This is a genomic window from Ferrimonas sp. (genome assembly GCF_048263965.1).
Taxonomy (GTDB): Bacteria; Pseudomonadota; Gammaproteobacteria; order Enterobacterales; family Shewanellaceae; genus Ferrimonas.
Map to the genome: position 1 here is coordinate 22796 of NZ_JBLXDO010000016.1, position 26057 is coordinate 48852.

Consider the following 26057-nt stretch of genomic DNA (forward strand, 5'->3'; position numbering starts at 1 on the left):
ATTTCGGCTAGTGGGCTGAAAAGGGGGCGTATGTTACCGGAAGCCGGCCGGTGATTCACCCTCAAATTGTACTGGTCAAACGGCCGCCCATCTGCCATGTTAGGGTTGAAGCTGTCATAGAACTGTTATCTGTCGAGCCTAGCCTAAATTCCATACGTCATAGTGGAGGTGCCATGGGTTTAGAGAACAAAAGACGCTTTGTGCTGGATACCAACGTATTGCTGCACGAACCCCTCGCCATTTACTCATTCAAAGAGCACGATGTGGTCATTCCCATGACCGTCCTCGAAGAACTCGACCAAATTAAGGACCGCCGAAAAGACGTCAGCCGCGATGCCCGTGTCGCCATCCGCACCCTGGAAGATTGCCTCAGCGACGCCTCACCAGAACAGATTCTCAAGGGGGTACCGCTCAATCACCCCAATGCCCCAGAGGAGGATCTGGGCACCCTCTCCATCTTCCCCGACCACCAGATCACCTTCACCAACCCCGTGGCCCTGCCCGGCGACAACAACGACAACCTGATCATCAACTCCGCCCTCTATCTGCAGCAGAGCGGCAACGACGAGATTGTCCTGGTCACCAAGGACATCAACATGCGCCTGAAGGCCAAGGGTGCCGGCCTGGAGAAAGTGGAGGACTACCGTACCGATCAGCTGGTGGACGACATCCAGTTCCTGGCCAAGGGCTTTGCCGAACTTAAAGGTAGCCTGTGGGAGCGGATCAAGGAGGTCACCAGTGAACAATTTGGCCGGGAGGTGTACCACACCCTGCCTCGGGAGGCCCTGGAGGAGGAGTCTCTCTACCTGAACCAGTACCTGATCGATGACAGCAAGGATTTCTGCGGTCAGGTGAAATCGGTCAATGACCGTCAGGTGGTGATCCGCGACCTCAGCCAGGACAGGCTGATGGGTTACCACGCCTGGGGCATCAACCCCAAGAACATCTACCAGGGCATGGCGCTGCAAGCGCTGATGGACCCGGAGATCGACATGGTGATCCTCACCGGTCCCGCCGGGTCAGGTAAAACCCTGCTCTCCCTGGCCGCCGCCCTGGAGCAGGTGGTGGAGCACCGGCTGTATGACAAGGTGATCGTCACCCGCAACACCCCGGAGATCGCCGAGTCCATCGGCTTCCTGCCGGGCACCGAGGAGGAGAAGATGGCCCCCTGGCTGGCAGCGGTGACCGACACCCTGGAGGTGCTGCACAAGCAGGATGAGAGCCCTGCGGGCAGCCTGCAGTACATCATGGACAAGGCCAACATCCAGTTTAAGTCCATTAACTTTATGCGCGGTCGCTCCATCCAGAACGCCTTCGTACTGCTGGATGAGTGCCAGAACCTGACCCCCTCTCAACTGAAGACCATCATCACCCGCATGGGCGAAGGCACCAAGCTGGTCTGCTCCGGCAACCTGGCGCAGATCGACTCCAACTACCTGACCGCGGTGACCTCGGGGCTCACCTATGTGGTCGAACGCTTCAAGATGTTCGAGGGCAGTGCCAACGTCTACCTCAACGGCGTGGTGCGCTCGCGACTGGCCAAGTTTGCCGAACAGGAGATGTAACGGCAGTCACTCTTGATGGCGCCTGTATGGTGCAGGCGCCTCAGCTTCCTTCTACAAGATCAATAACCCTCACCTCTGTTACACTGGTGCCTTCTCAGCAAGTTCGCACCTGGAAAAGCGCACCGTGAAGACGCCGATTCTCAACAACTACAACAAAGCCGTGTTCTACACCTACCTGGGGGTGGTGGTTCTCTCCCTGCTGGTGGCGGCTGGCGTATTCACCAAGCAGAAGGAACAGCTGCTGGAGGAGAAGGTCGAGCAGGTCACCCAGCACTCCCACCAGGTGGAACTGCTGCTGGACGCCAGCATCCGGGCGGTACAGGCGCTGCAGGAGTTCACCGCCATCCATATGCGCAACTCCGATGCCACCCAGCTGAACCAGATCTCCTCCCACAACCAGTTTATTCTCGAGGGGGAGCGCTTCTCCCTGCGTCCGGATTACCGCAACGCCCGGCACACCTTCGCCGAAAAGGGGCACATCTCCGGTGAAGGTCCGCTGGATGGCCGCTCTCCCCTGTTCTATCGGGAGCTGGACACCCTCTACCAGATGTCCCTGAGCATGCCGGTGACCAAGCAGATGGCGCCCAAGAGTGCCAACATCTACTACCTGTCCAAGCAGCACATGATGTCCATCTACCCCTGGCCGGGACCGGACCATCAGTTTGAACCCCAGATGCTGGAGAACCCGCTGTTTGACATGGCGGGCCCCGAGCTCAATCCGGATCGCAAGGTGTTCTGGTCCGACGCCCACCGCACCACCGACGACAAACTGGCCACCACGGTGGGGATCCCGGTGTACGTCGGGGACACCTTCCTGTCCGCCATCTACATGGAGCTGAAGCTCTCCACCCTGACCGAGCAGATCGAGCGCTACTTCGACCTGCCCGGCACCGTGCTGTTGCTGGACCGCGCCAACAACGTGCTCTCCTACCCGGACATGCACCTGGACGAGCTGCCCCGCACCTATCACCTCAGCCAGCGGATCCCCGCCCAACTGCACAACGTGCCTCTGGAGCAGCTGCTGGATGACAGCAAGGCCAGGCTGATCAACGGCTACTACGTGCGAGCGGTGAAGCTGAGCAACGCCCCCTGGTCCCTGCTTTACCTGCAGCCGGAGCAGGAGGTGGTGGCGGACGCCTGGGAGAAGCTGGAGTCCACCTTCCTGATGGTGATCATCGCCCTCTCCCTGCTGGTGACCGTGGTCCACTGGCTGACCCGGCGCGCCTTCGTCAGCCCGGCGTCCAAGCTGCTGAACCACCTTGAGGATTGTGCCCATCAGCCCACCCCGCCCCCGGAGCGGGTGATCCAGGGTTGGGAGCCCTGGTTTGAGCTGATCTCCCGCACCTTCGAAGAGAACCAGCAATACACCCAACACCTGGCGGCACAGAACCGACGCCTGGACAAACTGGTGGCCAAGCGCACCGCCCGCCTGCGGGAAGCCAACGAGCGCCGCGAGCGGGACTTCTCCCTGATGCGCTCGCTGATCGATGCCATGCCCGAGGCGATCATGTTCAAGGATGTGGAGGGGCGCATCCTCGGCTGCAACCGCTCCGCCGAGACCCTGATGGGTCACAAGGAGAGCGAACTGCTGGGGCTGACGGTCAATGACATCCTCGGCGGTGACGAGGGCAAGCGCATTGCCGAAGAGAACGCCCGCATCCTGCGGGATCGGGTACCCCTGCGCTACCGTGAGCAGAGCGAGCACAACGGCCGCACCCTGCTGATGGACATCCTCAAGCTGCCCTTCTACAACGGCCGCGGTGAACTGCTGGGGCTGATCATCGTCTGGCGGGACGTCACCCGCGAGTCGGAACAGCAGGAGAAGCTGAAGCAATCCGAGGAGCGTTACCACCTGGCCATGGACTCGGTGGAAGACGGGGTGTGGGACTGGTACCTGGATGCCAACCAGCTGATCTGTAACCCGGCCTACTACACCATGCTCGGCTATGAACCGGGCGAATTCCCCCTGCTGATCGAGACCTACTACCGACTGATGCACCCGGACGACCGCCAACGGGTAGAGAGCTACATCGACGCCTACCTGGACGACTCCAGCACCCCGTTCAACGTCGAGTTCCGGATGAAAGGCAAGGATGGTCACTACCGCTGGATCCTCTCCCGGGGCAGCCTGGTGGAGCGGGATGAGGAGGGCGAACCCAAACGTCTGCTGGGGACCCACAAGGACATCACCCAGCAGAAGGAACACGAGGTGATTCTGCTGGAAGCCAAACAGGATGCGGAACTGGCCAACGTCACCAAGAGCGAGTTTCTGGCCAACATGAGTCACGAGATCCGCACGCCGATGAACGCCATCATCGGCATGATGCACCTGGCCCTGCGCACCGAACTCAACCCCAAGCAGAAGGACTACCTGGAGAAGGCCAAGTACAGCGCCGAATCCCTGCTGCGGATCATCAACGACATCCTCGACTTCTCCAAGATCGAGGCGGGCAAGCTGGAGCTGGAGCAGACCCGCTTCAGCCTGGATCAGGTGCTGGAGCACGCGGTCAGCCTCAACGCCATCAAGGCCCAGGAGAAGGGGGTGGATCTGCAGCTGTTCTCCTCGGTCAGTGCCAACCTGCACCTGATTGGCGACCCCCTGCGACTGGGGCAGGTGCTGATCAACCTGCTCTCCAACGCAGTGAAGTTCACCGAGAACGGCGAGGTGGAGCTGGGCTGTGAGGATCTCAAGGAGCACAACGGCCGCATCCGTCTCAAGTTCTGGGTGCGGGATACCGGCATCGGCATCGAGGAGGAGAAGCAGAAGCACCTGTTTGACGCCTTCAACCAGGCGGACGGCTCCACCACCCGCCGTTTCGGCGGCACCGGCCTCGGCCTCTCCATCAGCAAGCACCTGGTGAACCTGATGGGCGGAGACCTGACGGTACGCAGCACCCCGGGACAGGGTTCCACCTTCAGCTTTACCATCGACGCCAAGCGGGTGGAGCAACCGCCCCAGGACACCCGTCTGCGGGCGCCCCATGGCGGTCAGTTCACCGCCCTGGTGGTGGACGACAGCCCCACCGCCCTGCAGATCTACTCCACCTACCTGCGCGGCTTCCAGTTCAATGTCGAGCTGGCCCAGAACGGTCAGCAGGCGGTCACCAGCCTGGGCAAGCAGACGCCGGATCTGCTGCTGCTGGACTGGATGATGCCGGACATGGATGGCATCGAGGTGGTGAAACGGATCGACGAGATGGTGGCTGACGGCACCCTGGAGAAGCGCCCCATCATACTGATCATGACCGCCTACACCGGCAGCTCACTCACCGCCCTGGTGGAGGATGGCCGCATCGACGCGGTACTGCAGAAGCCGTTTGACGCTTCCTACCTCTATGATCAGCTGGCCCTGACCCTGGGTCCGGATGACACCAGCAAGCCCAAGGTCGAAGAGGAGAAGGGGGAGGAGCCGGAAACCCAGGCCCACATCCTGCTGGTGGAGGACAACCTGATCAACCAGCAGGTGGCCACCGAACTGCTCAAGAGCGCCGGCTATCGGGTCACCGTGGCGGAAAACGGCCAGATCGCCGTGGACCTGGCCAAGGCGGAACCCTTCGATCTGGTGCTGATGGATATCCAGATGCCGGTGATGGATGGCCTCACCGCCACCAAGACCATACGTCAGTTCGCCGACGCCCAGACCCTGCCGGTGATCGCCATGACCGCCCACGCCATGACCGGCGACCGGGAGAAGAGTCTGGCCGCGGGGATGAACGACCACATCACCAAGCCGATCATCCTGCCGGAGCTGTTCGCCACGGTGAAGCGCTGGCTGGGTGAAGAGGTGCGCGGATGAAGCAGCAGTCCGAGCCCACTCCGGCCAAGGTGAAAACCTACCGGCGCGCGCCCCTGACCCGCTACCTGCTGATCGGGGTCGGCACCCTGTGTGCCGGACTGGGATTGGTGGGGATGTTTCTGCCGCTGCTGCCGACGGTGCCCTTCCTGCTGCTGGCGGCCGCCTGCTTCAGCCGCTCATCCGCCCGGATGCAGGCCTGGCTGTTCAACCACAGGCTCCTGGGGCCGGTCATTCGCAACTACCTGGAGCGGCGCGGGCTGACCCTGCGCCAGCTGCTGGGCAGCCTGGTGAGCATCTGGATCGGGATGGCCCTGGCCATCTACCTGGCGCCGGTGCCCGAGGTACAGATTCTGCTGGCCACCATAGGCCTGGGGGTCTCCATCCATCTGGCCCGCTTGCCCAGGCTCACCGACTGACGCTGAACCCAAGCCCCCAAATCAAACCGTGACCGGGATCACGCACTCCGCAATCCCGGAGAGCCCTGCCTTGATCTCACCAAACCAAATGAGAATAATTATCGTTACCGGTGTTGAGTAGGCGGCAGCTCGGATTTTTTCCAGAACATCCAGCCGATGTAACCCACGACGCCGCAGGTGGCCAGAATAACCAGAAGGGACATCCATCCGATGGGGCTTTCCATGATCAGTGATAGCCAATGTGACATGGGGGACTCCTTGTTGATGCAAAACTGTTCGAAATCCACCCTAGCCCAGTCAAAAAATGACCCCTATGATCCGGATCAAGGAGTGTTGCACAAATGATAAGCAGAGGTAAAACCCCAGTTACTTCAGTGAAAACTGCTGCAGCCACCTCGCAGTTACAGTCGGTTGCGCTGGTGCATGAGATCAACTGGCCCTGGCTGATCCCGGGGGGCCTGTGCCTGCTGTTGGCTCTGCTGGGGATCGCCCTGCCCCTGCTGCCCACAGTGCCTTTCCTGCTGCTGGCCAGCGTCTGCTTCAGCCGCGCCCACCCCGCCTGTCAGCGCTGGCTGGTGAACCACCCCTGGTTCGGGCCGCCCCTGGATGCCTACCTGAACCGTCGGCCGGTCACACCCAGGCAGTTTGCCCTGACCCTGGGCAGCCTGTGGCTGGGCATGACTCTGGCGATCCTCCTGGCGCCCCTGGTGCTGGTCAAACTGCTGCTGGCGTGCGTCGGTCTTGGCGTGAGCCTGCACCTGTGGCACCGCCTCTCCCCCTCCGCCGAAGCCGTCACGGGTTGAGCAACTCCACAAAGCCACATAGACTGGGAAAATCCGGGGCTTAGCCCCATGTTCATCGTGACAAGGATGCCCCATGCTCAAACCCTCTCTGCGCCTGGCCCTCTGGACCTTTGCCCTGGTGCTGGCCCTGCCCCTGCGCGCCGAAACCGACTCATTGTTGCCGCTGACTCTGGAGCGTGACGGCCGGTTGTTGCTGGCAGAACCTGCCCTGGATACCCCCATGCTGCTGTTGACCAGCCTGCCCGCAGGGCTGGGCTCCAACGACGTCGGCCTGGACCGGGGCCAGCTGGGTCAGCGGCGCATGGTTCAGTTTGAGCGCCATGGCAACGCCCTGGTGCTGCGTCAACTCAATCCGGGCTACCGGGCCATCTCTGCCAGCCCGGAGGAGGGCCGCGCCGCCGCCGAGGCCTTTGCCGGTACCATCCTGTGGCGTGGTGTCCTTAAGGATGGCAAGGCGGATCTGACCCCTCTGCTTCGGGACGACCTGCATGGCATCGCCGCCCGGCTGAAACACACCGGCCAGGGGCAGTACACGGTTGAGCCGGGCTTGAGCTTCATTCCGGACCATGGCCTCAAGGGCTTCCCCAACAACAGCGACGTCGATATGGAGCTGAGCCTTCGTGGCGACAGTCCCGGGGATCAGCTGTGGCAGGTGGCCGCGGATCCCTACCGGATCAGCCTGAGGGTGCGCTTCTCCTTTATGGCGCTGCCCGAGATCCCCATGGAGCCGGTGGCCTACCATCCGGAGTCGGGTTTCTTCGACTATCGGTTCCACGACTATGGTCAGCCCCTGGATCGCCCGCTGGTGCGGCGTTGGCTGCCAAGGTTCAGGCTGGAGAAGATCACCCCGGGACCAGCCCCCTCCGCCGTGGTTACCCCCATCGTCTACTACCTGGACAACGCCGTGCCCGAGCCGATGCGCACGGCTCTGCTGGAGGGCGCCAATTGGTGGACTCAGGCCTTCGAAGAAGCGGGCTACCTGAATGCCTTCAGGGTGGAACTGCTGCCCGAGGGCGCCGATCCCCAGGACAGCCGCTACAACCTGATCCAATGGGTACACAGGGCCACCCGAGGCTGGTCCTTCGGCGATGCGGTGATCGATCCCCGCAGTGGTGAGATTCTCAAGGGCCACGTCACCCTGGGCTCACTGAGGGTGCGTCAGGACCTGCTGATCGCCCGCGGGCTGACCTCGGGCTGGAGCGACCGTGCCCAGGCAGGCGCCCAGTCCCGGCTGTTTGCCCTGGCCCGGCTCAAGCAACTGGCCGCTCACGAAGTGGGCCATACCCTGGGGCTGGCCCACAACTTTGCCGCCTCAGCCACCCGGGGCGGCTCGGTGATGGACTACCCTCACCCCAGGCTGACGTTGCAGGGGGAGACCATAGAGATCAGCCAGGCCTACGACACCGGCCTGGGTGAATGGGACAAGCACGCCATCCTGTTTGGCTATGGCGAACCCCAGCGCCAGGGCGCACTGGCCGCCCAGGCCAGGGAGCAGGGCCTTAACTTCATTGGCGATCCGGATGCCAGGGGGGCACACAGCGCCCACCCAGGTGCCCATCTTTGGGACAACGGAGAGCAGCCCGCTGCCCAACTGAATCAGCTGGTGCAGATCCGCGCCCTGGCCCTGACCGGGCTGGGCCCGCAGATGCTGCTGGAGGGGGAGCCCAACAGCGAGCTGGCCCGAGCCCTGGTGCCCCTCTATCTGCTCCACCGTTATCAGGTGGAAGCGGTGGCCACCCTGCTGGGCGGGGTGGACTACCACTACGCCACCAACGAGGTTGCGGAGCGCCGCTGGGTCAGTGGCGACCAGCAGCGCCAGGCGCTGGAAGCCCTGTGGGCCACCCTGACACCTGAGTTCCTGGCCCTGCCCCCCTCCCTGGGGGAGCAGCTGCTGCCCACCGCCCTGGGTTATGAGCCCGACCGGGAGTATTTCCGTTCGCGTCAGGGGGTGGTGGCCGATCCCCTGGGAATGGCCGAAGTGGCCGCCCGCCACACCCTGACCCTGATGCTGACGCCGCAGCGACTGAACCGCATGATGCAGCAACACAGGGAGAACGATGAGTTGCCCAGTGTGGCCGGAGTGGTGGAACAGCTTCAGGACAGGCTGCTGCTGGAAGATCTGGATGAAGAGCAGGTGGCCGGCCTGAGGATGCGGGTCAACGCGGTGGCGGTGGACGCCCTGCTGACCGTGGTCCACAGTGACCACAGTGATCCTGAGCTGCGTGCCCTGCTGGGCCGGCAACTGCTGGACCTGCAGGACAAGCTGCAGCGCCGCGCCCGCCGCTCCGACGCCATGACCGCCGGCCACTACCGGCAGCTGGCCCAGGCCCTGAAAGAGGGTCTGACCGACCCCAGCATCCGGGTGATAGACCAGCCCCTGCCAATGCCGCCGGGCTCGCCCATCTAGCACAAAAAAAGGTCGCCCCAGGGCGACCTTTTTCATTCAGCGCGGCACTCAGTCCAGCTTGATCACCGGCTGCACCACGATGCTGCGGCTGGCCACCCGCACCTCGTTGACGGTGACCTCCAGCTCCTGGGCCAGGTGGAACACCGGCTGGTCATCAAACAGGGCCCGGCCCTGCTCGGCGCTCAGCTTGAGGCGCGCCTTGTCATCGGTAATAAAGGGCGCCGGCATGAACACCACGGCACCGTTCTCCTTCAGCCGCAGACGCACCCCGCCACGGTTGATGTCGATGATCTCACCGGTAAAGCGCCGAGGCGTGTCCGCCAGGGGCGCCATGTAGCGGGCATAGAGCCAGTCACCCACATCACGTTCACACAGGCGGTGCAGTTTGCGCTTCACCGCCAGGTGTTCGATCAGCTCGGCATCCGGCCCTTGAGTCGGCTCGCCGGCGATGATCGCCTTCAGCAGACGGTGGTTCACCATGTCGCCATACTTGCGGATGGGTGAGGTCCAGGTGGCGTAGCCCTGCAGCCCCATGCCGAAGTGAGGCCCTGGGGTCGCCGCCATCTCGGAAAACGCCTGCATCCGGCGCAGGCGGGCATCCAGGTAACCGTCGGGCTGGGCGTCCAGGGCGCGGCGCAGCTGGCAGTAGCCCTCCAGGGTCTGCAGCTGTTCGCTGGTAAACTCCACCCCGTTCTCCGCCAACATCTCGCGGGCCCCCTCCAGGCGCTCGCTGTCCAGGCCGGCATGGACGTTAAATACCCCCTGACCCGCCTTCTCCGCCAGCAGAGTGGCGGCGGAGGTGTTGGCCAGAATCATGCTCTCTTCGACGATGCGGTTGGCGATGCGTCGGTGATCCACGTGGATTGCCAGCACATTACCGGCATCGTCCACCTCGAAGCGGAAATCGGGGCGATCCGGGAACACCAGGGCGTGCTTTTCACGCCAGGCGATGCGGGCCAGGGCCAGCTGGTGCAGCCCCTTGACCTGGGCATCGATCGCCTCATCTTGAGGGCGCCAGTCCCCCTGCTGCTCCAGGTAGTCGGATACCTTGTCATAGGCCAGCTTGGCGTGGGAGCGGATGTTAGCCAGGCAGAACTCGGTCTCTCCCGCCTCACCGTCCGCCTTCACCTCGATGGTGGCCACCAGGGCCGGGCGGGTCTCCCCTTCATGAAGGGAGCAGAGTTCGTCCGCCAGCTGGCGAGGCAGCATGGGGACGTTGAAACCGGGCAGGTACTGGGTGAAGGCCCGCTTGCGCGCCTCCTGGTCCACCTCGTCTCCGGCGCTGACGTAGGCGGTGGGATCGGCGATGGCCACCCACAGTTTCCAGCCGGCGCCGGTCTGCTCCAGATAGAGGGCATCATCCATGTCCTTGGTGGACTCGGCGTCTATGGTGACGAAGGGCAGCTGGGTCAGGTCGCGACGCTCCACCTCGGCCGGGGTCTGCCAGCCCTGGGGATCCGCCGGCTCCACCTTGGCCAGGTCGTGCTTGGCCAGGATCACCCACCAGGGGATGTGAGGATCGTCGTTGGCCGCCACCAGTTGGGTCACCTCAACCTGGAAGTGCTGCTCCCCTTCACGCAGGGGATGCTTCACCAGATGGGCCACCACGTAGTCACCATTGCTGAGCTCGGAGCCTTTGACCCCTTTGCACTTGGCGCGCAGCGGCTCCTTCATCAGTGGGTGATCCGGAATGACGTTGAGGCGCTCCTTGATGAACTTCACCCGGGCGATAAAGCGACCCAGACCAGGCTCCACAAGGGCGTCGGGCTCGGCCACCTCCTTCTCCTTCTCGGTGCGCAGTACCGCGGTAACCCGGTCACCATGGACCACCTTTCTCATGTAGCTGGGCGGAATGAAGTGGCTGCCACCCTTATCAGTCTCGAGGAAGCCAAAGCCCCGCTCGGTGGCTTTGATCTGGCCCTCTACCGTGGGCAGGGTTTCGCGAATCTGTGCTTTAAGCTGCTGCAGCAGCGGATTGTCCTGGAACATCTCTCCATTCCATCATCATCAAAAAAGTGGCTGCCCCGGGGACAGCGAGTTGGCCCAAGTGTAAGGGATAGCAGCGTCAATCACCACGGCCAATGAACGTCCTTCCTCACCCTTTAGACCCGGTTTTTCGGGTTGCCCGCCAGAAACGCCTGCAGATTGTCGGCGGCGATCTGCATCAGCCGCATCCTGGCCTCGCGGGTGGCCCAGGCGTTGTGGGGGGTGATGCTGCAATTGGGAGCGGTGAGCAGGGGATTATCCGCCTGTGGCGGTTCACTGGAGAGCACATCCAGGCCGGCGCCCCCCAGGTGGCCCCGAACCAGGGCCTGGGCCAGGGCATCCTCATCCACCAGGGGGCCACGGGCGGTGTTAACCAACAGAGCGCCCGGCTTCATCAATGCCAGAGTACGGTCGTTGATCATCCTCTGGTTGTCGGCGGTCAGGGGGCAATGAAGGCTGACCACATCCGCCTCCTGCAGCAACTGCTCCAGAGGCAGCCAGCGTCGCCCCTCGGGCAGATCGTGTTTTTGTGTGGCACTGGTGACCACCACCTTCATGCCGAACCCTTCGCCCATGGCCGCCAGACGCCGGGCGATCTCTCCATAGCCCACCAGCCCCAGGGTCTTCCCCTCGAGGGCGATCAGCGGCCCGTCATAGAAGCAGAAGTCGGCACTGTCACTCCAGCGCCCCTGCGCCACCTGCTGGTGGTGGTGCGCCACCCGGCTGGCATGATGGAGTATGTGGGCCATGGCCATCTGAGCCACGGAACCGGGTCCATAGGCGGGCACATTGGTGACGGTGATCCCCAGGCTGCGGGCGGCGTCCAGATCCACCACATTGACACCGGTGGCCAGCACGCCGATGTACTTAAGATCCGGCAGTCTGGCCAGGGTTTCGCCGGTCAGGGGGGTCTTGTTGGTCAACAGCAGGGGCACGCCGGCGGCACGCGTCAGGATGTCGGCGTCGTCGGTTCTGTCATACACCCGGCACTGGGCCAGACACTCCATGGGCTGCCAATCGATATCGCCAGGGTTGAGGGTATAACCGTCCAGGACCACCAGTTGTTTCATCGCTGCTCTCCGCTTGTCACCAGGGCGTGTTGCCACTACAGAGTCATTAGACACGGGAAGGCCCTAAATACGCAAATGCCCTCCGATGGTGCGCGGAGGGCATGGGGTCTCCCGAAGGAGAGATCGTGCAGGAGATGATGAGAGAGGGTCGCTTTCGGCTGACCCACAACCTACTCTACACCAAATTTGAGATAATGCAAATAATTCGCATTTACAATTTTCCGTTATTGTCCCGCTGTCTGGACCAGATCCGCTCTGCCTGGGTGCCCAGCAACCAGAAGCCCAGTCCGGCGATGGCAAACAGCACCCCTTTATGCAGGCTGTCCCACAGCTGTTCGAAGTAGCGACTGTAGAGGTGGAGAATCAGGAACAACAAGCCGTATAGACGCAGGGGCGGTAGCGACCAGCGGATGCCGGCCCAGATGGCGGCCAGGCAGACCAGCATGGCCCCCAGGGCCCAGGGCCAGAGCTGCCACTGGGGCACCTCGGCCCAATGATCCCAGTTGCCGTGATTGCCGAAGATGGAGACCAGCCACAGGAACCCCAGGCCGCTGAGCCAGCCAAAGTGTCGGGTCAGCGGCGCCAGCTGAGGCAGCCGCTTCGCCATCCCCTGCCCCGCCAGGGCAATCAGCCCACCGAGCAGGGCCAGGCGCAGTGGCAGGTTCATCCCAAACCACAGCCCCTCCCAACCGGCCACCTCGGCACTGTGCACACAGAGCCACAGCATCAGGCTGAGCAGGGCGATGCCCCAGATCAGCAGGGAGCGCAGCAGCAACCCCATCAACAGGTAAAGCCCGGTGGCAGCCAGCAGGTACCAGCGCCAGCTGTCGTTGTCCGGCTGCAGATAGTCACCCAGGTAGGCCAGGGCACCGGAGAAGGCCAACACCGACCCCAGAAACAGAGCCTCCACCTGGTAGGGCCTGGCTCCGTCCCCCCGGCGCCACAGCCCCACCGCCAGCAGGCCGATCCCCAGCAGGGTCAGGGCCAGAGCCCTGGCCAGCACCGGGGCATTGAACATGGCGGCGATCCAGTCAATCACCCTCTGGTCCACCAGCACGCTGGCCACCGCCAGCACCAGCGAGGCCACCGCCACATAGAAGCTGTACCTGGCCAGCTTCAGCCAGTCAAAGCGGCGCTCCTCCAGTCCCTGCGCCAGGCGCTGCACCTGCTCAGGGGTCAACTCTCCCTGCTGCTGCCAGCCCTGCAGCGCCCGGCGTATGGCTTCGGCTTCCTTGCGACTCCACATGGGATCACCTCATCTGTCGTTCCTGGCGGACCCGCTCCCAGGCCGCCTGAATATCCTGGCTCTTCTGCCTGGCGAGGGCCATCATCTCATCGGGCAGACCCTGACTGGCCAGCTTGTCCGGATGGTGTTGCGCCATCAGCTTGCGATAGGCCCGCTTGATGGTGCGCTCATCGTCCGAGGCCTTCACCCCAAGCACCTTGTAGGCATCCTCCAGACTGGGCCCCTGGGCCCCACTGCTGTGGTAGTGGCGGCCCCCCTTGATCATGGAGATGATCTGCGCCAGCTCCTCCTGGCTGAAGCCCAACTGGTTGGCTATCTCCGCCAGAATCGCCTGCTCGCGATCGTCGATGCTGCCATCGGAGAGGGCGATCTGAATCTGGATCTCCAGGAACATCCGCGCCAGGTCGCGACGAAACGCCATCACCAGCTTCAGCTGTTTCAAGCGCTCGCGCAGAGGATAGTCGGAGGACTTTCCTTCACGGAACGCCTCCTGGGCGGCCCGGCGGGCCTCACCGGACAGACGCAGCTGATCCATCACCGCCGAGGCCAGGGCGATGTCCGCCGAAGTCACCTGGCCCGAGGCCTTGGCCACGTGGCCCATCACCGCGAAGGTGGTGTGGAAGAACAGGTTCTGCCGGGGACCGGCTTTCGGGGTGCGACGCTTGTCCACCAGGATGTGGCCCAGCCAGGCCCCGAGGATCATCCCCGCGAAGCGGCCGAAGAAAAAGCCCAGGAGTGCGCCGAACACCTTACCCCATATTTGCATTAAGTCTTTGCTCCAGTTCGATTAATCTTTGCTCTGTGCCCACATCGCACCAGTGCCCCTCCAGGGCGGAGCCCCCCACCCTGCCTTGCGCCATCGCCTCTCTGAGCAGAGGCGCCAGGGGAAAGCGTCCCGGCGTGCAGCGGGCGAACAGCTCAGGACGGTAGAGGCCGATGCCGCTGAAGGTGAGTTTCTGCTCCCCCTGTGCCTGCACCCGTCCACCACTCAGGGCGAAATCCCCCTGGGGATTGTGAGCAGGATTGGCCACCAGCCACAGGTGAGCCAGGTCCTGTTGTCCCAGCTGAGGCAGCGAACCGAAGGGCAGCTCACAGTAGACATCCCCATTGACCACCAGGAAAGGATCGGGTCCCAGCCAGGAGAGGGCCCGCTGGATGCCGCCCCCGGTCTCCAGGGCCTGGGTTTCATGCTGGTAGTGGATGGCGAGGCCAAAGCGGCGGCCATCCCCCAGAGTTTCGGGAAACTGCTCCCCAAGCCAGGCGGTGTTGATCAGCACCTCACGAAAACCCGCCTGGACCAGGCGCTCCAGATGATGTTCGATCATCGGTCGCCCCTGCAGGGGCAGCAGCGGCTTGGGGGTGGTGTCGGTCAATGGTCGCATCCGCTCGCCGCGGCCGGCAGCCAGAATCATCGCCTTCATCGCCCCGCCTCCAGTTGCTGACGCCAGTCAAGGGCCGCCCTGGCCAGCTCGCCGGTCTCCGGATAGAGCTCGGCCGCCTCGATGACGTACTCCAGGACCCTGGGCAGATCTTCCAGGTAGTGGTGCTTACCGTCCCTGTGGCTGAGCCGGGCGAAAATCCCCAGCACCTTGAGGTGACGCTGCAGGCCGGTGAGGTGATACCAGCGCAGGAAGCGGTCCCAGGCGGTGTTGTCCGGGATGATGCCCTGTTGCTTAAGGGTTTGGAAATGACTGCGCAGCAGAGGCTCCAGCTGTGTCCAGGGCCACTTGACGTAGCAATCCTTCAGCAGGGACACCGGGTCATAGGTCACCGGCCCCAGCAGGGCCCCCTGATAATCGATGAGTGCCAGAGCGTCGCCGGTCACCATCAGGTTGCGACAGTGGAAATCCCGGTGCACCCCCACCTGGGGCTGCTCAAGGGCATTGGCCACCAGAAGCTCACACAGGGGCGCCCACCAAGGGGTCATCTGCTGAGGATCTCTGCCCAGGTGCACCTGGATGAACCACTGTGGCAGCAGCGCCAGCTCCTGACTTAGGAAGGCGGCATCATAGGCAGGCAGAGGCTGGCCGCCTCGCTCGGTCACCGACGCGATGGCTGGTAGCAGGGCCAGGGCGCGGCCATACCACAGGGGCAACTGCCCAGGAGTCAGGTGGCCCTGAAGGTGACTGTCGCCCAGATCACTCTGGCACATGAACCCCAGCTCCAGGCTGGCGTGAATCACCCTGGGGACCGGCAAACCCACCTGCTGATAGGCCCGGGTCATCGCCAGGAAAGGGGCGCTGTCCTCCAGCTCCGGCGGTGCGTCCACGGCGATGTAGCTGCTTCCCTCATGGAAGAAGCGGAAATAGCGCCTGTGACTGGCGTCGCCGAAGATCAGCACCAGCCCCTCGACAGGGGAGGTAAACTCCCGGTTTAACCATTGCTGCAGCGCTGCCTGACGGCTGTCGCTCATCTCTCTCCTCCGCATAGCCCAAACGGAAAAATTGCTTTATCATACGTCTTTTGCGCCAGCGAAAAATGGTTTTGTTCGGCGCGTTGAAAATTAGGCTCTCAGACCGAATCGAGTCCGTCTCTGTTCACCAGGGGTCACACCACCGATGATGGGGTCAACGGACACGCCACAAGCCGGACCATAACCGGCGCAGGCACCACTCATTGGGGAACGGTGACGGCAGCGGTCGCGGCGGCAATCATCCGCCCGGCGACCGTGAACAATCCAAAAGGATAATAATGCGTTTTCAACTCGCCTTAGCGTGCTGCTGCCTGCCTTTTGCCGCCTGGAGCCAGGAGGGACAGGTGGTGGTGCCGGACAACCAGTGTACCATCAAGCTTCCTGTGCCTCTGATGGTGGATCCCAATGCGCCCCTGTCGAAAGACGCCTCCAAGGACCCTGTGACCGTGCGGGCAGACCGCAGCGAAGCGATCGCCGGCGAGGCAGCCCGCTTCCAGGGTGACGTCAAGCTGGTGCAGGGCAACCGTGCCATCACCGCCGACAGTGCCGAGGTGCGCCAGCAGGAGCAGAAGGTACTGGCCAAGGGCAATCTGGTCTATCAGGATCCCACCATCACCATCACCGCCGACGACCTCGACGCGGACATGACCCAGTACAGTGCCACCCTCAATCAGGCGCAATACTGGCTGCATGGCCAGCAGGTGCATGGCGATGCCGGCCAGCTGGAGATCACCAATGAGAACGATCTGGTCCTCCGGGGCGGCAGCTTCACCACCTGTCCCGCCGAGGTGCCGGACTGGGAGTTGAAGGCGGAGAAGATCGTCATCGACACCAGCGAGGAGTGGGGCCACATCTACAGTGCCCAGGTACGCCTGTTCGACACCCCGGTGTTCTATGTGCCCTATATGACGGTCCCGGTCTCAGACAAGCGCAAGACCGGTTTCCTGTTCCCGGCCATCAGCACCAGCACCAAGAACGGCGTGGATATCACCACCCCCTTCTACTGGAACATCGCCCCCAACTACGACCTGACCCTGACCCCGCAGTTTATGAGCTCAAGGGGACTGTGGCTGGGGACCGAGGGGCGCTACCTGCATGAGAACAACTACGGCCTGGTCAATCTGGAGTACATCGGCAACGATCGTCTGGACAGCCTCAAGGGCAGCCCCAGCCGCTGGGCCTACTCCTGGGAACACTCCGCCCGCCTGGACAACGGCTGGCGTCTGCACGCCGACATCGCCGACATCAGCGATGACAACTACTTCAATGATTTCGACTCCGCCATCAGCACCAGCACCGACAACCAGCTGAGCCGGGTGGGCGAAGCGGCCTATTTCCAACGTGACTGGAACTTTGCCGTCAAGGTTCAGGACATCAAAGTACTGGGTGAAGAGGACGCCCCCTTCCAGGTGCTGCCTCAGTTGAGCTTCCAGTACCACAGACCCGAAGTCTCCAGCGGCCTGGATTTCGCCTTCGATACCGAGTTGACCCACTTCGCCAGTCAGGGCAGCAACCAGCTGGAAGCGATTCGCTGGCATATGGAACCGACCCTGAGTCTGCCCTATCAGACACCTGCGGCCAGCCTGCTGGGTGAGGTCAAACTGATGCAGACCTTCTATCAGCAGGATGTGCCCACAGGCACCACGGACCCCCTGGAGCAGAACCTGGATGACTTCGTCAGCCGAACCCTGCCCCAGCTGCGCCTGCATGGCCAGATCAACCTGGAGCGGCAGTTGAGCTTCCAGGGCCAGCCGTTCCGTCAGACCCTGGAGCCCCAGGCTCAGTACCTCTATATCCCCCATGAGGATCAGAGTGACATCGGCGTCTACGACACCGCCCTGCTGCAGGATGACTACTCAGGCCTGTTCCGCGATCGCCGCTTCTCCGGCCTGGATCGCATCGCCGACGCCAACCAGCTGACCCTGGGTGTGGCCACCCGGGTATACGACGACAGCAACAACGAGAAGCTGCGTTTCGCCCTGGGCCAGATCTTCTATCTGTCCGACAGTGATGTGAGCCTGCCGGACCAGTCCAACCAGATTCAGCAGTCCAGCTCGGCCCTGGCGATGGAGCTGGATATGCAGGCCGCCAAGAACTGGTTCCTGGCCGGCTCCCTGCAGCTGGACACCAACTCAAATACCACCAACAAGTCGGAACTGACCCTGGATTACCGTCCGGGGCGGGACAAGCTGCTGCAGCTGTCCCACCGTTACGTGCCGGAACTGGCCATCGACGCCGACACCGGCGAGTCGGTGGACATCAACCAGTTCGGCATGCGGGCCACCTGGCCCATCGCCGACAACACCTACCTGGTGGGGAACTACTACTACGATGCCAACCTCAACCGTTCGGTGGAGACCTTTGCCGGCATCCAGTGGGAATCCTGCTGCTGGGCCATTCGCCTCAGCTACGATCGCCACCTGAACACCAACTACACCGACAGCGGCTTTACCAACATCAGCCAGCGTAACGACTTCGACACCAGCTGGTCCCTGACCTTCGAGCTGAAGGGTCTGGGATCCTCAGGCCCGCTGGGGGTCAGCGACATGCTGGATGAGGGCTTGTTCAACTACCGCCGCCCCTACTACCTCAGAAACTGAGGAAACAAATGTGTTACAGTGCAGGAACCGTCGCCGAGCCTGACGCTCTAAGCGATAACTGCACCATAGAAATGGATTAGAGGATGAAGGTTCGCAATATTCTTTTTGGCGCTGTGGCTTCCCTGGCCATGGCCGGCTCCCTGATGGCACAGCCTCAGACCCTCGACCGGGTAGCGGTGCTGGTAAACAACGGCATCATCTTGCAGAGCGAGATCGATGACCGCATCGCCAACATCAAACGTGGCGCCCTGCGCTCCGGACAGTCTCTGCCGTCGGATGCCGCCCTGCGCACCCAGGTGGTTGACCGTCTGATTAACGAAAGCCTGCAGCTGCAGATGGCCGAACGTATGGGCCTGGTGATCAGCGACATCCAGCTGGACCAGACCCTGGAGAACATGGCCCAGGAACAGGGCCAGACCCTGGAGCAGCTGAAGAGCGACGTGGAAGCCTCCGGCGACAACTACGCCCAGTACCGTGAGCAGGTTCGCCGCGAGATCACCCTGGGTCAGGTTCAGCGCTTCCAGGTTCAGCGCCGGGTCCAGATCTCCCCCCAGGAGATCGACACCCTGGTGAAGATGATTGAGGAGCAGGGTCTGCAGGACGCCGAGTTCCACGTTGGCCACATCCTGATCGAGGTGCGCGACAACGACACCAAGACGGTGGAAGAGGCCCGTGGCCGCGCCGAAAAGGTGATGGGGCTGCTGAACGATGGCGCAAACTTCGCCAAGACCGCCATCGCCGCCTCTGCCGGTCCCAAGGCCCTGGAAGGGGGTGACTGGGGCTGGATGAACATCAACGAGATGCCTACCCTGTTTGCCGAACTGGTCAAGGGCGCCAAGCCCGGTGACATCATCGGTCCGGTAAAGAGTGGCGCCGGTTTCCACATCGTTAAGATCCAGGAGACCCGCGGTCAGCAGCTGCAGGAAGTGGAAGAGGTTCGTGCCCGCCACATCCTGCTGAGGCCCTCTCCCATCCTCAGCGAAGATATGGCCAAGCAGATGCTGGACAACTTCTTGGTTGAGGTGGAGAAGGGTGAAGCTGACTTCGCCGACCTGGCCAAGGAGCACTCCGAGGATCCCGGCAGCGCCCTGAAGGGTGGTGACCTGGGCTGGTCCGATCCGGAGATCTATGTGCCGGCATTCAAGAACGCCCTGGCCAAGCTGAGCAAGGGCGAATACAGCAAACCGTTCCGCTCCACCCACGGCTGGCACGTGGTGCAGTTGACCGACCGCCGCACCACAGACACCACGGATAAGATGAACACCGACCGCGCCTACCAGCTGCTGTTCCGCCGTAAGTTCAATGAGCAGGCGGCGGCTTGGTCTCAGGAGATGCGCGCCAAGGCCTACATCGAGATGGTGGAAGCCAAATGACGGTCCGTATCGCGGTAACACCAGGAGAGCCGGCTGGCGTCGGCCCCGATCTGGTGGTGATGCTGGCCCAGCAGGGCTGGCCTGTTGAGCTGGTGGTCTGCGCCGATCCTCAGCTGATCACCGACCGCGCCAAGATGCTGGGGTTGCCCATCAAACTGCAACCCTATCAGCCCGGCAAGGAGCCACAGCCTCAGGAAGCGGGCACCCTGACCATCGCGCCCTTCTCTCTGGACGCCCCGGTGGTGTGCGGCGAACTCAATGACGCCAACAGCGCCTACGTGGTGGAGACCCTCAAGTTCTCCAGCGAGAAGAACATCAGCGGCGATTTCGCCGCCGTGGTGACCGGTCCCGTGCACAAGGGGATCATCAACCAGGCGGGGATCCCCTTCTCCGGCCACACCGAGTACTTTGCTCAGCAGGCCGGCTGCCAGGATGTGGTGATGGTGCTGGCCACCGAAGGCCTTCAGGTGGCCCTGGTGACCACCCATATCCCCCTGGCCTATGTCTCCAAGGCGATCACCCCGCAGCGACTGGAACAGATCATCCGCATCCTCAACCGGGACCTGCAGGACAAGTTCGGCCTGGAGAAGCCACGTATCCTGGTGTGTGGCCTCAACCCCCACGCCGGCGAAGGTGGCCACCTGGGCAAGGAGGAGATCGAGGTGATCGAGCCCACCCTGAGCCACCTGCGCGCCGAAGGGATGGACCTCACCGGCCCTCTGCCGGCGGACACCCTGTTCCAGCCCAAGTATCTGGACAACTGTGATGTGGTGCTGGCGATGTACCACGATCAGGGGCTGCCGGTGCTAAAATACAAGGGGTTCGGCAAGTCCCTCAACATTACTCTGGGACTGCCCTTCATCCGCACTTCAGTGGACCATGGCACTGCCCTGGACCTGGCTGGCTCCGGCCAGGCGGATCCCGGCAGCTTCCTGGTCGCCCTAAACAAAGCTATTGAACTGACAAGTAAACAGAATAGATGAGCAACAATGTTCATATGGGCCACCGCGCCCGTAAGCGCTTCGGCCAAAACTTCCTCCACGACATGACGGTGATCGATCGTATCGTTGCCGCCATCCACCCCACCGACGACCACACCCTGGTGGAGATTGGCCCGGGTCTGGGCGCCCTGACTCAGCCGGTGGCCGAGCAGGTAGAGTGTCTGAACGTGGTGGAGCTGGACCGTGATCTGGCCGAACGCCTGACCCAGCAACCCGGCTGGGGCAACAAACTGAAAATCCACCAGGGGGACGCGCTGAAGTTCGACTTCACCTCCCTGATGGAAGAGGGCAAGAAGATGAAGATCTTCGGCAACCTGCCCTACAACATCTCCACACCGCTGATGTTCCACCTGTTCGAGTACGCCGACAAGGTGGAGAACATGCACTTCATGCTGCAGAAAGAGGTGGTAGAGCGTCTGTGTGCCGGACCGGGCCACAAGAACTACGGTCGCCTGACGGTGATGGCCCAGTACTACTGCAAGGCACTGCCGGTGCTGGAAGTGGGTCCCGGAGCCTTCACCCCGCCTCCCAAGGTAGACTCCGCCGTGGTACGTCTGGTGCCCCACAAGGAGAAGCCCTACCCGGTGGATGACGTCGAAGTGCTGAGCCAGGTGTGCCTGACCGCCTTCAACATGCGTCGTAAGACCCTGAGAAACAGCTTCAAGGGCAAGCTGGATGCGGCCGCCTTCGAGGAGCTTGGCATCGACCCCGGCCTGCGCCCCGAACAGCTGCCGGTGTCCGACTTTATCGCCATCGCCAACTACCTCTGCCGTCACTGAGGCCAGCATGCGTCTTCCGCCCCTGCAGATTCAGGTTGAAAGTCAGTACGTCGCCGAGCAGTCCCAGCCGGAGAAACAGCAGTTCCTGTTTCAATACACGGTGACCATGGAAAACCGGCACGATAGGACCCTGACCCTGACTCACAGGCACTGGAAGATCACCGACGGCAACGGCAGCCTCAATGAGGTGAGTGGTGAAGGGGTGGTGGGCCAGACCCCCACCCTGGCACCCGGCGAACGATTCAGCTACTCCAGCGCCGTTACCCTGGCCACCCCGGTGGGCAGCATGGCGGGCTTCTACACCCTACTCAGCGAAGATGGCCAGGTTCTGCAGAGCCCCATCGACCGCTTCCCTCTGAAAAATCCCAGGAGCCTCCACTAGGCATGGCCAACTACTTTGTCGGCGATATTCAGGGATGCTACGACGAGCTGCGGAAACTGATGGACCAGGTGGGCTTCGATCCCGCCGAGGACGTACTTTGGTGCACCGGTGATCTGGTGGCCCGGGGTCCGGGCTCCCTGGAGGTACTGAGGCTGTTCCGCGATCTGGGTGATGCCGGCCGCACCGTCCTGGGCAACCACGATCTCCACCTGCTGGCGGTTCATGCCCGGCTGAAGAAGGCCAAACCCAAGGACAGGCTGCAGGCGTTCCTCGACGCCCCGGACAGCGATGAGCTGATCCAGTGGCTCAGACGCCAGCCCCTGTACCGTCATTTGCCTGAACACAAGGTGATCCTGACCCATGCCGGTGTCCCGCCACACTGGGGCGTCAACGACGTGATCCATCGTGGCGATGAGGTCAGCGACACCCTGCAATCGGATCACTACCTGGACTTCGTTGCCCAGATGTACGGCGACAAGCCGGATCTGGACGACCCGGACGCCAGCGCCTACCAACGCCAGACCTACACCATCAATTGCCTGACCCGGATGCGCCTGCTCTACCCGGATGGTCGTCTGGATTTCTACGCCAAGGGCGATCCCGTCGGCGAGGGAACCCTGGTTCCCTGGTTCCGCCTGCCCCACCCCCTGCTTCAGGAGTACCGTCTGGTGTTTGGTCACTGGGCCGCACTCATGGGCCAATCCCGAACAAGAAATGCCATCAGTCTGGACACCGGCGCCTGCTGGGGTCACTGGCTGACGTTCTGGCAATTGGAAACGGGTCTGAGATTTACTCAGCACGCAGACAAAGTCTGGGGTTAGAAGAGGCGCTTTTCGCCCCTTTATTGTTGGATAAATCGGCATGATGGCTGCTGCAAACTGGTTGCCAGCTTGATAACATGGTGTGCGTTGGGGGATCACACACCAAGGACCATACTAATAATGAAACTCACCGTCTCACTTCGCATCATCGGAGGGTTCACCTTCGTCACCCTGCTGCTGCTGATTCTGGGCGGCCTGTCCCTGTCCAGTATCAACACGGTGGAAGAGCACACCAATACCTATAAGAAGTTCGCGGTACCGGCCAAGGACAAGGTCAACGAAGTCAGCCTGAAACTCAATCAGCAGTTCATCACCATTCAATCCGCCCACGACGCGGATCAGACCGACGCCCTTGCGCCCCTGCAGCAGCAGCTCCAGGAGCAGCAAAACCAACTCAACAGCCAGATCTCCGCCCTGGACACCCTGCTGCAGACCCGCCCCGATTTTGGATTGAACGCCGGCAATGCCAGCAGCTTCAACAACGCCTTTGAGCAGGCCTGGAGCGAAATTCTGCAGGCCAAGCGAGCACTGAGCCAGGGGCAGGCAAGCCTGACCGAGCAGATCGACACCATGGAGATGGCCGGTGACGATGCCAGCTCCATCTTGCTGGATCTGATGGATCTTGAAGCCTCCGACAACGCCACCGAGCGCCAGATGGCGGGTGAAGCCAACAACATGGACAGCGCCGTGGCCAGCATGGTGGCCATCGGCCTGGAGCTGAACAAGATCGGTACCCTGGCGGATCTGGAGACTCTGAGAGGGGAAACCGAGTTTCTGCTGCGCAGCCTGGATTACCGCATGGAGGCGATGGTCGCCGACGGTGAGGCCACCGGCCAGCAGGATCTGGTGCAGGAGCTGACCGACAACCTGGACGTCCTCACCGGCTTCCTGCGCGGCGACAACAACCTCATCGACCTGCAGGGCAACAACCTGCGTCAGGCTCAGCTGGTGGACATCAAGCTGGGTGAGGCCCGCAGCCAGTACGATGCCCTGATCGCCCTGACCCAGACTCTGCAGCAGCAACTGGCTGCCATCAGCGACGATACCGGCAACCTGGCCATGGAATCGCTGGAGTCCACCCGCAGCCTCACCATGGCGGTGATGCTGGGCTCCATCCTGGTGGCCACCCTGATCAGCCTGCGCACCCGCAAGTCGATCACCAAGCCGCTGGATCACGTCAACGAGGTACTGGCGGTACTGGCCAGCGGTGACCTGACCAAGCGACTGGATCTGCCTGCCCACGACGAATTCGGCAAACTGGCGGGCAACATCAACGCCCTCTCCGACGCGCTGAGGGAGCTGATCCGCTCCATTACCGAGCGCGCCGACCAGCTGGCCGCCGCCGCCGAAGAGACCTCTGCGGTGACCGCCCAGACCACTTCAGGCATCCAGGAACAGACCAGCCAGATTGAGCAGGTGGCCAGTGCCACCAACCAGCTCTCCAGCTCCGCCAACCAGGTGGCCACCAACGCCAATGATGCCCTGGGTGAAACCCAGCAGGCAGACGATGAGACCCGCCAGGCCCGCAGCCTGTCGGAGAACAACGGCGTCATCATCCAGAACCTGGCGGACGAAGTGGAGCGCACCGCCCAGGTGATCAACAAGCTCAACAGCGACACCGCCGCCATCGGCAGCATCCTGGATGTGATTCGCGGCATCGCCGAGCAGACCAACCTGTTGGCCCTGAACGCCGCCATCGAGGCAGCCCGGGCCGGAGAGCAGGGCCGCGGCTTTGCCGTGGTAGCGGATGAGGTCCGCTCTCTCGCCTCCCGCACCCAGGAGTCCACCACAGAGATTCAGCAGATGATCGAAGTGGTCCAGGCCGGTGCTCAGGAAGCGGAAGAGGTGATGCAGAAGAGCCAGGAGCAGGCCCGTCGCAGTGTAACCACCACAGAGGAAGCCAACACCGCCCTGGAAGCGATTACCCGCTCCGTGGCCGGAGTGGTCAGCGCCGGCAACCAGATCTCCCAGGCGGCGGCGGAGCAGAACACCGTCTCCCAGACCATCTCCGAGAAGCTGGAGCAGATCGCCACCATCTCCGAGCAGACCTCCTCCGGTGCCATCCAGACCGCCTCCTCCAGTCAGCAGGTGGCCCAGCTGGCCGAAGAGCTGCAACAGCAGGTGCGCCGCTTCAAGGTGGTCTAAACCTCGAAATTCGGACAACAAAAAAGGCGACCCCAGGGTCGCCTTTTTTTTTGAGTCGTGTCCCGTCCTGAAATAGGTTTACACATTGGAGACCTATTATGGGCAAACCAACAATAGCAAGGCGTAAGCGCACTCAACGTGATTACCCACTGTCCTTTAAACTGTCCGTAGTCGAGCAGGTAGAAAAAGGGGAAATGACATACATCCAGGCACAAAAGCGCTACGGTATACAAGGAACGACCACCGTGCTTGTCTGGCTAAGAAAGCACGGCCAAAAGGACTGGTCACATACAAGGATGCCTGCCATGCCCATTGCCAAGGAAACCCCTGCCCAAACCATCAAACGCCTGGAAAGAGAACTTGAGGATGAGCGTCTGAGAACGCTGTACCTCAACATGATGGTCGATGATATTGATGCCCACTACGGCACTCAGCTGCGAAAAAAGCTTTTAGCCGAGTGGCCAGAACACTTCAAGCCAAGCAAAAAGCCGCGCTGAGCCGGCTGTGTCGACTTGAAGGGGTAACTCGGCAAGCACTCTATCAGCGAGAGAAGCGCTACAAGACCAGGCAGCAGAGTCTGAAGCCACTGCTGTCTATGGTGATGGAGCTCAGGCGATACATGCCCCGCTTGGGCACCAGAAAACTCTACTTCCTGCTCAAGCCCAAGTTGAAAGAGAGCGGCATCAAGCTTGGCCGTGATGGCTTGTTCCACTATCTGCGCCATCATCAGTTGTTGGTGAAGCCCAAACGCAGCTACATCAAGACCACCTGGAGTAAACACTGGATGAAGAAGCATCCGAACCTGTTCTCCGACATGGTGGTAACCAGGCCAGAGCAGGCCTTCGTCAGTGACATTACCTACGTCGAGAGTAACGAAGGCATCCATTACCTGTCATTGGTTACTGATGCGAGCTCCCGAAAGATAATGGGCCATGAGCTCAGTCGAGAGATGAAAGCCTGCGATACAGTGAAAGCGCTGAAGCGAGCGGTGGGAAATCGAGTCACTCAGAAGCCCCTGGTTCATCACTCGGACCGCGGCAGTCAGTACTGCTCGGCGATATACCAACAGGCGTTGGCCAAATCGAACATCACGCCATCGATGACCGATGGCTATGACTGTTATCAGAACGCACTGGCTGAGCGGGTCAACGGCATCTTAAAACAGGAGTTCCTGATTACTCGGTGCAAGACCTTCAATGAGCTTGAGAGAGTGATAGAAGAGTCCATCTGGACCTACAATCATCGAAGGCCGCA

20 protein-coding genes are annotated in these 26057 nt (G+C 62.1%); 13 read left to right on the forward strand and 7 right to left on the reverse strand.

Annotation, left to right across the window (positions count from 1 at the left end; translation table 11 throughout):
• Positions 1–173: 173 nt before the first annotated feature.
• The 3 genes from ACN0RV_RS13925 (at position 174) to ACN0RV_RS13935 (ending at position 5777) form a co-directional block, all read left to right on the forward strand.
• The gene (locus tag ACN0RV_RS13925; protein WP_417348413.1) at positions 174–1565 is read left to right on the forward strand and encodes a PhoH family protein; all 1392 of its coding nucleotides are present in this window, start codon (positions 174–176) and stop codon (positions 1563–1565) included.
• Between the two features lie 124 nt (positions 1566–1689).
• Positions 1690–5361 carry a response regulator gene (locus tag ACN0RV_RS13930; protein WP_417348414.1) on the forward strand — a complete coding sequence of 1224 codons (3672 nt, stop codon included), beginning with the start codon at positions 1690–1692 and terminating at the stop codon, positions 5359–5361.
• Entirely contained in the window at positions 5358–5777 is a 420-nt protein-coding gene (locus ACN0RV_RS13935; protein WP_417348416.1) for a YbaN family protein, read from the forward strand. Before ACN0RV_RS13930 ends, ACN0RV_RS13935 begins: the two co-directional genes overlap by 4 nt.
• A gap of 104 nt (positions 5778–5881) precedes the next feature.
• On the opposite strand, the gene ACN0RV_RS13940 is transcribed toward ACN0RV_RS13935, so the two are convergent.
• Positions 5882–6025, reverse strand: coding sequence for a DUF3149 domain-containing protein (locus tag ACN0RV_RS13940; protein ID WP_417348418.1), 144 nt, complete (start codon positions 6023–6025; stop codon positions 5882–5884).
• A 126-nt stretch (positions 6026–6151) separates the two neighbouring features.
• On the opposite strand from ACN0RV_RS13940, the gene ACN0RV_RS13945 reads away from it, so the two are divergent.
• Positions 6152–6580 (forward strand): YbaN family protein, encoded by a 429-nt coding sequence (locus ACN0RV_RS13945; RefSeq protein WP_417348419.1) that lies wholly within the window; start codon positions 6152–6154, stop codon positions 6578–6580.
• Positions 6581–6653: 73 nt separating this feature from the next.
• Complete coding sequence (locus ACN0RV_RS13950; protein WP_417348421.1) at positions 6654–8987, forward strand: zinc-dependent metalloprotease; 2334 nt, start codon at positions 6654–6656, stop codon at positions 8985–8987.
• Positions 8988–9035: 48 nt separating this feature from the next.
• Here ACN0RV_RS13950 and ACN0RV_RS13955 read toward each other — a convergent pair whose 3' ends face one another.
• The 6 genes from ACN0RV_RS13955 to ACN0RV_RS13980 form a co-directional block, all read right to left on the reverse strand.
• Complete coding sequence (locus ACN0RV_RS13955; protein WP_417348423.1) at positions 9036–10976, reverse strand: exoribonuclease II; 1941 nt, start codon at positions 10974–10976, stop codon at positions 9036–9038.
• A 113-nt stretch (positions 10977–11089) separates the two neighbouring features.
• A complete protein-coding gene (locus tag ACN0RV_RS13960; protein ID WP_417348424.1) occupies positions 11090–12043 on the reverse strand; it encodes a D-2-hydroxyacid dehydrogenase in 954 nt (317 codons plus the stop codon).
• A gap of 211 nt (positions 12044–12254) precedes the next feature.
• Complete coding sequence (locus tag ACN0RV_RS13965) at positions 12255–13289, reverse strand: hypothetical protein (RefSeq protein ID WP_417348426.1); 1035 nt, start codon at positions 13287–13289, stop codon at positions 12255–12257.
• Between the two features lie 4 nt (positions 13290–13293).
• Positions 13294–14055, reverse strand: coding sequence for a co-chaperone DjlA (djlA, locus tag ACN0RV_RS13970; RefSeq protein ID WP_417348428.1), 762 nt, complete (start codon positions 14053–14055; stop codon positions 13294–13296).
• Positions 14039–14710, reverse strand: coding sequence for an N-acetylmuramate alpha-1-phosphate uridylyltransferase MurU (murU, locus tag ACN0RV_RS13975; protein ID WP_417348430.1), 672 nt, complete (start codon positions 14708–14710; stop codon positions 14039–14041). Before murU ends, djlA begins: the two co-directional genes overlap by 17 nt.
• A complete protein-coding gene (locus ACN0RV_RS13980) occupies positions 14707–15702 on the reverse strand; it encodes an aminoglycoside phosphotransferase family protein (RefSeq protein ID WP_417348432.1) in 996 nt (331 codons plus the stop codon). The genes murU and ACN0RV_RS13980 overlap by 4 nt, the downstream gene beginning before the upstream one ends.
• 278 nt (positions 15703–15980) lie before the next feature.
• Here ACN0RV_RS13980 and lptD point away from each other — a divergent pair, with 278 nt between their 5' ends.
• From lptD to ACN0RV_RS14020, 8 genes are all read left to right on the forward strand, one after another.
• Complete coding sequence (gene lptD / locus ACN0RV_RS13985) at positions 15981–18302, forward strand: LPS assembly protein LptD (RefSeq protein WP_417348434.1); 2322 nt, start codon at positions 15981–15983, stop codon at positions 18300–18302.
• 83 nt (positions 18303–18385) lie between these two features.
• Complete coding sequence (gene surA / locus ACN0RV_RS13990; RefSeq protein ID WP_417348436.1) at positions 18386–19675, forward strand: peptidylprolyl isomerase SurA; 1290 nt, start codon at positions 18386–18388, stop codon at positions 19673–19675.
• Entirely contained in the window at positions 19672–20658 is a 987-nt protein-coding gene (gene pdxA / locus ACN0RV_RS13995; protein WP_417348438.1) for a 4-hydroxythreonine-4-phosphate dehydrogenase PdxA, read from the forward strand. Before surA ends, pdxA begins: the two co-directional genes overlap by 4 nt.
• Complete coding sequence (gene rsmA, locus ACN0RV_RS14000; RefSeq protein WP_286341275.1) at positions 20655–21455, forward strand: 16S rRNA (adenine(1518)-N(6)/adenine(1519)-N(6))-dimethyltransferase RsmA; 801 nt, start codon at positions 20655–20657, stop codon at positions 21453–21455. Before pdxA ends, rsmA begins: the two co-directional genes overlap by 4 nt.
• 7 nt (positions 21456–21462) lie before the next feature.
• Positions 21463–21837, forward strand: a complete 375-nt coding sequence (gene apaG / locus ACN0RV_RS14005; protein ID WP_417348440.1) for a Co2+/Mg2+ efflux protein ApaG — start codon at positions 21463–21465, stop codon at positions 21835–21837.
• Between the two features lie 2 nt (positions 21838–21839).
• Complete coding sequence (locus ACN0RV_RS14010; RefSeq protein WP_417348442.1) at positions 21840–22658, forward strand: symmetrical bis(5'-nucleosyl)-tetraphosphatase; 819 nt, start codon at positions 21840–21842, stop codon at positions 22656–22658.
• 120 nt (positions 22659–22778) lie between these two features.
• Positions 22779–24803 (forward strand): methyl-accepting chemotaxis protein, encoded by a 2025-nt coding sequence (locus tag ACN0RV_RS14015; protein ID WP_417348444.1) that lies wholly within the window; start codon positions 22779–22781, stop codon positions 24801–24803.
• 98 nt (positions 24804–24901) lie between these two features.
• Positions 24902–26057 (forward strand): IS3 family transposase gene (locus tag ACN0RV_RS14020; protein WP_417348446.1). Its coding sequence is split into 2 segments (ribosomal slippage), with 1157 coding nucleotides annotated over them: positions 24902–25262 and positions 25262–26057; the frame shifts between segments, so codons are not numbered across the junction. This gene is flagged as partial in the annotation.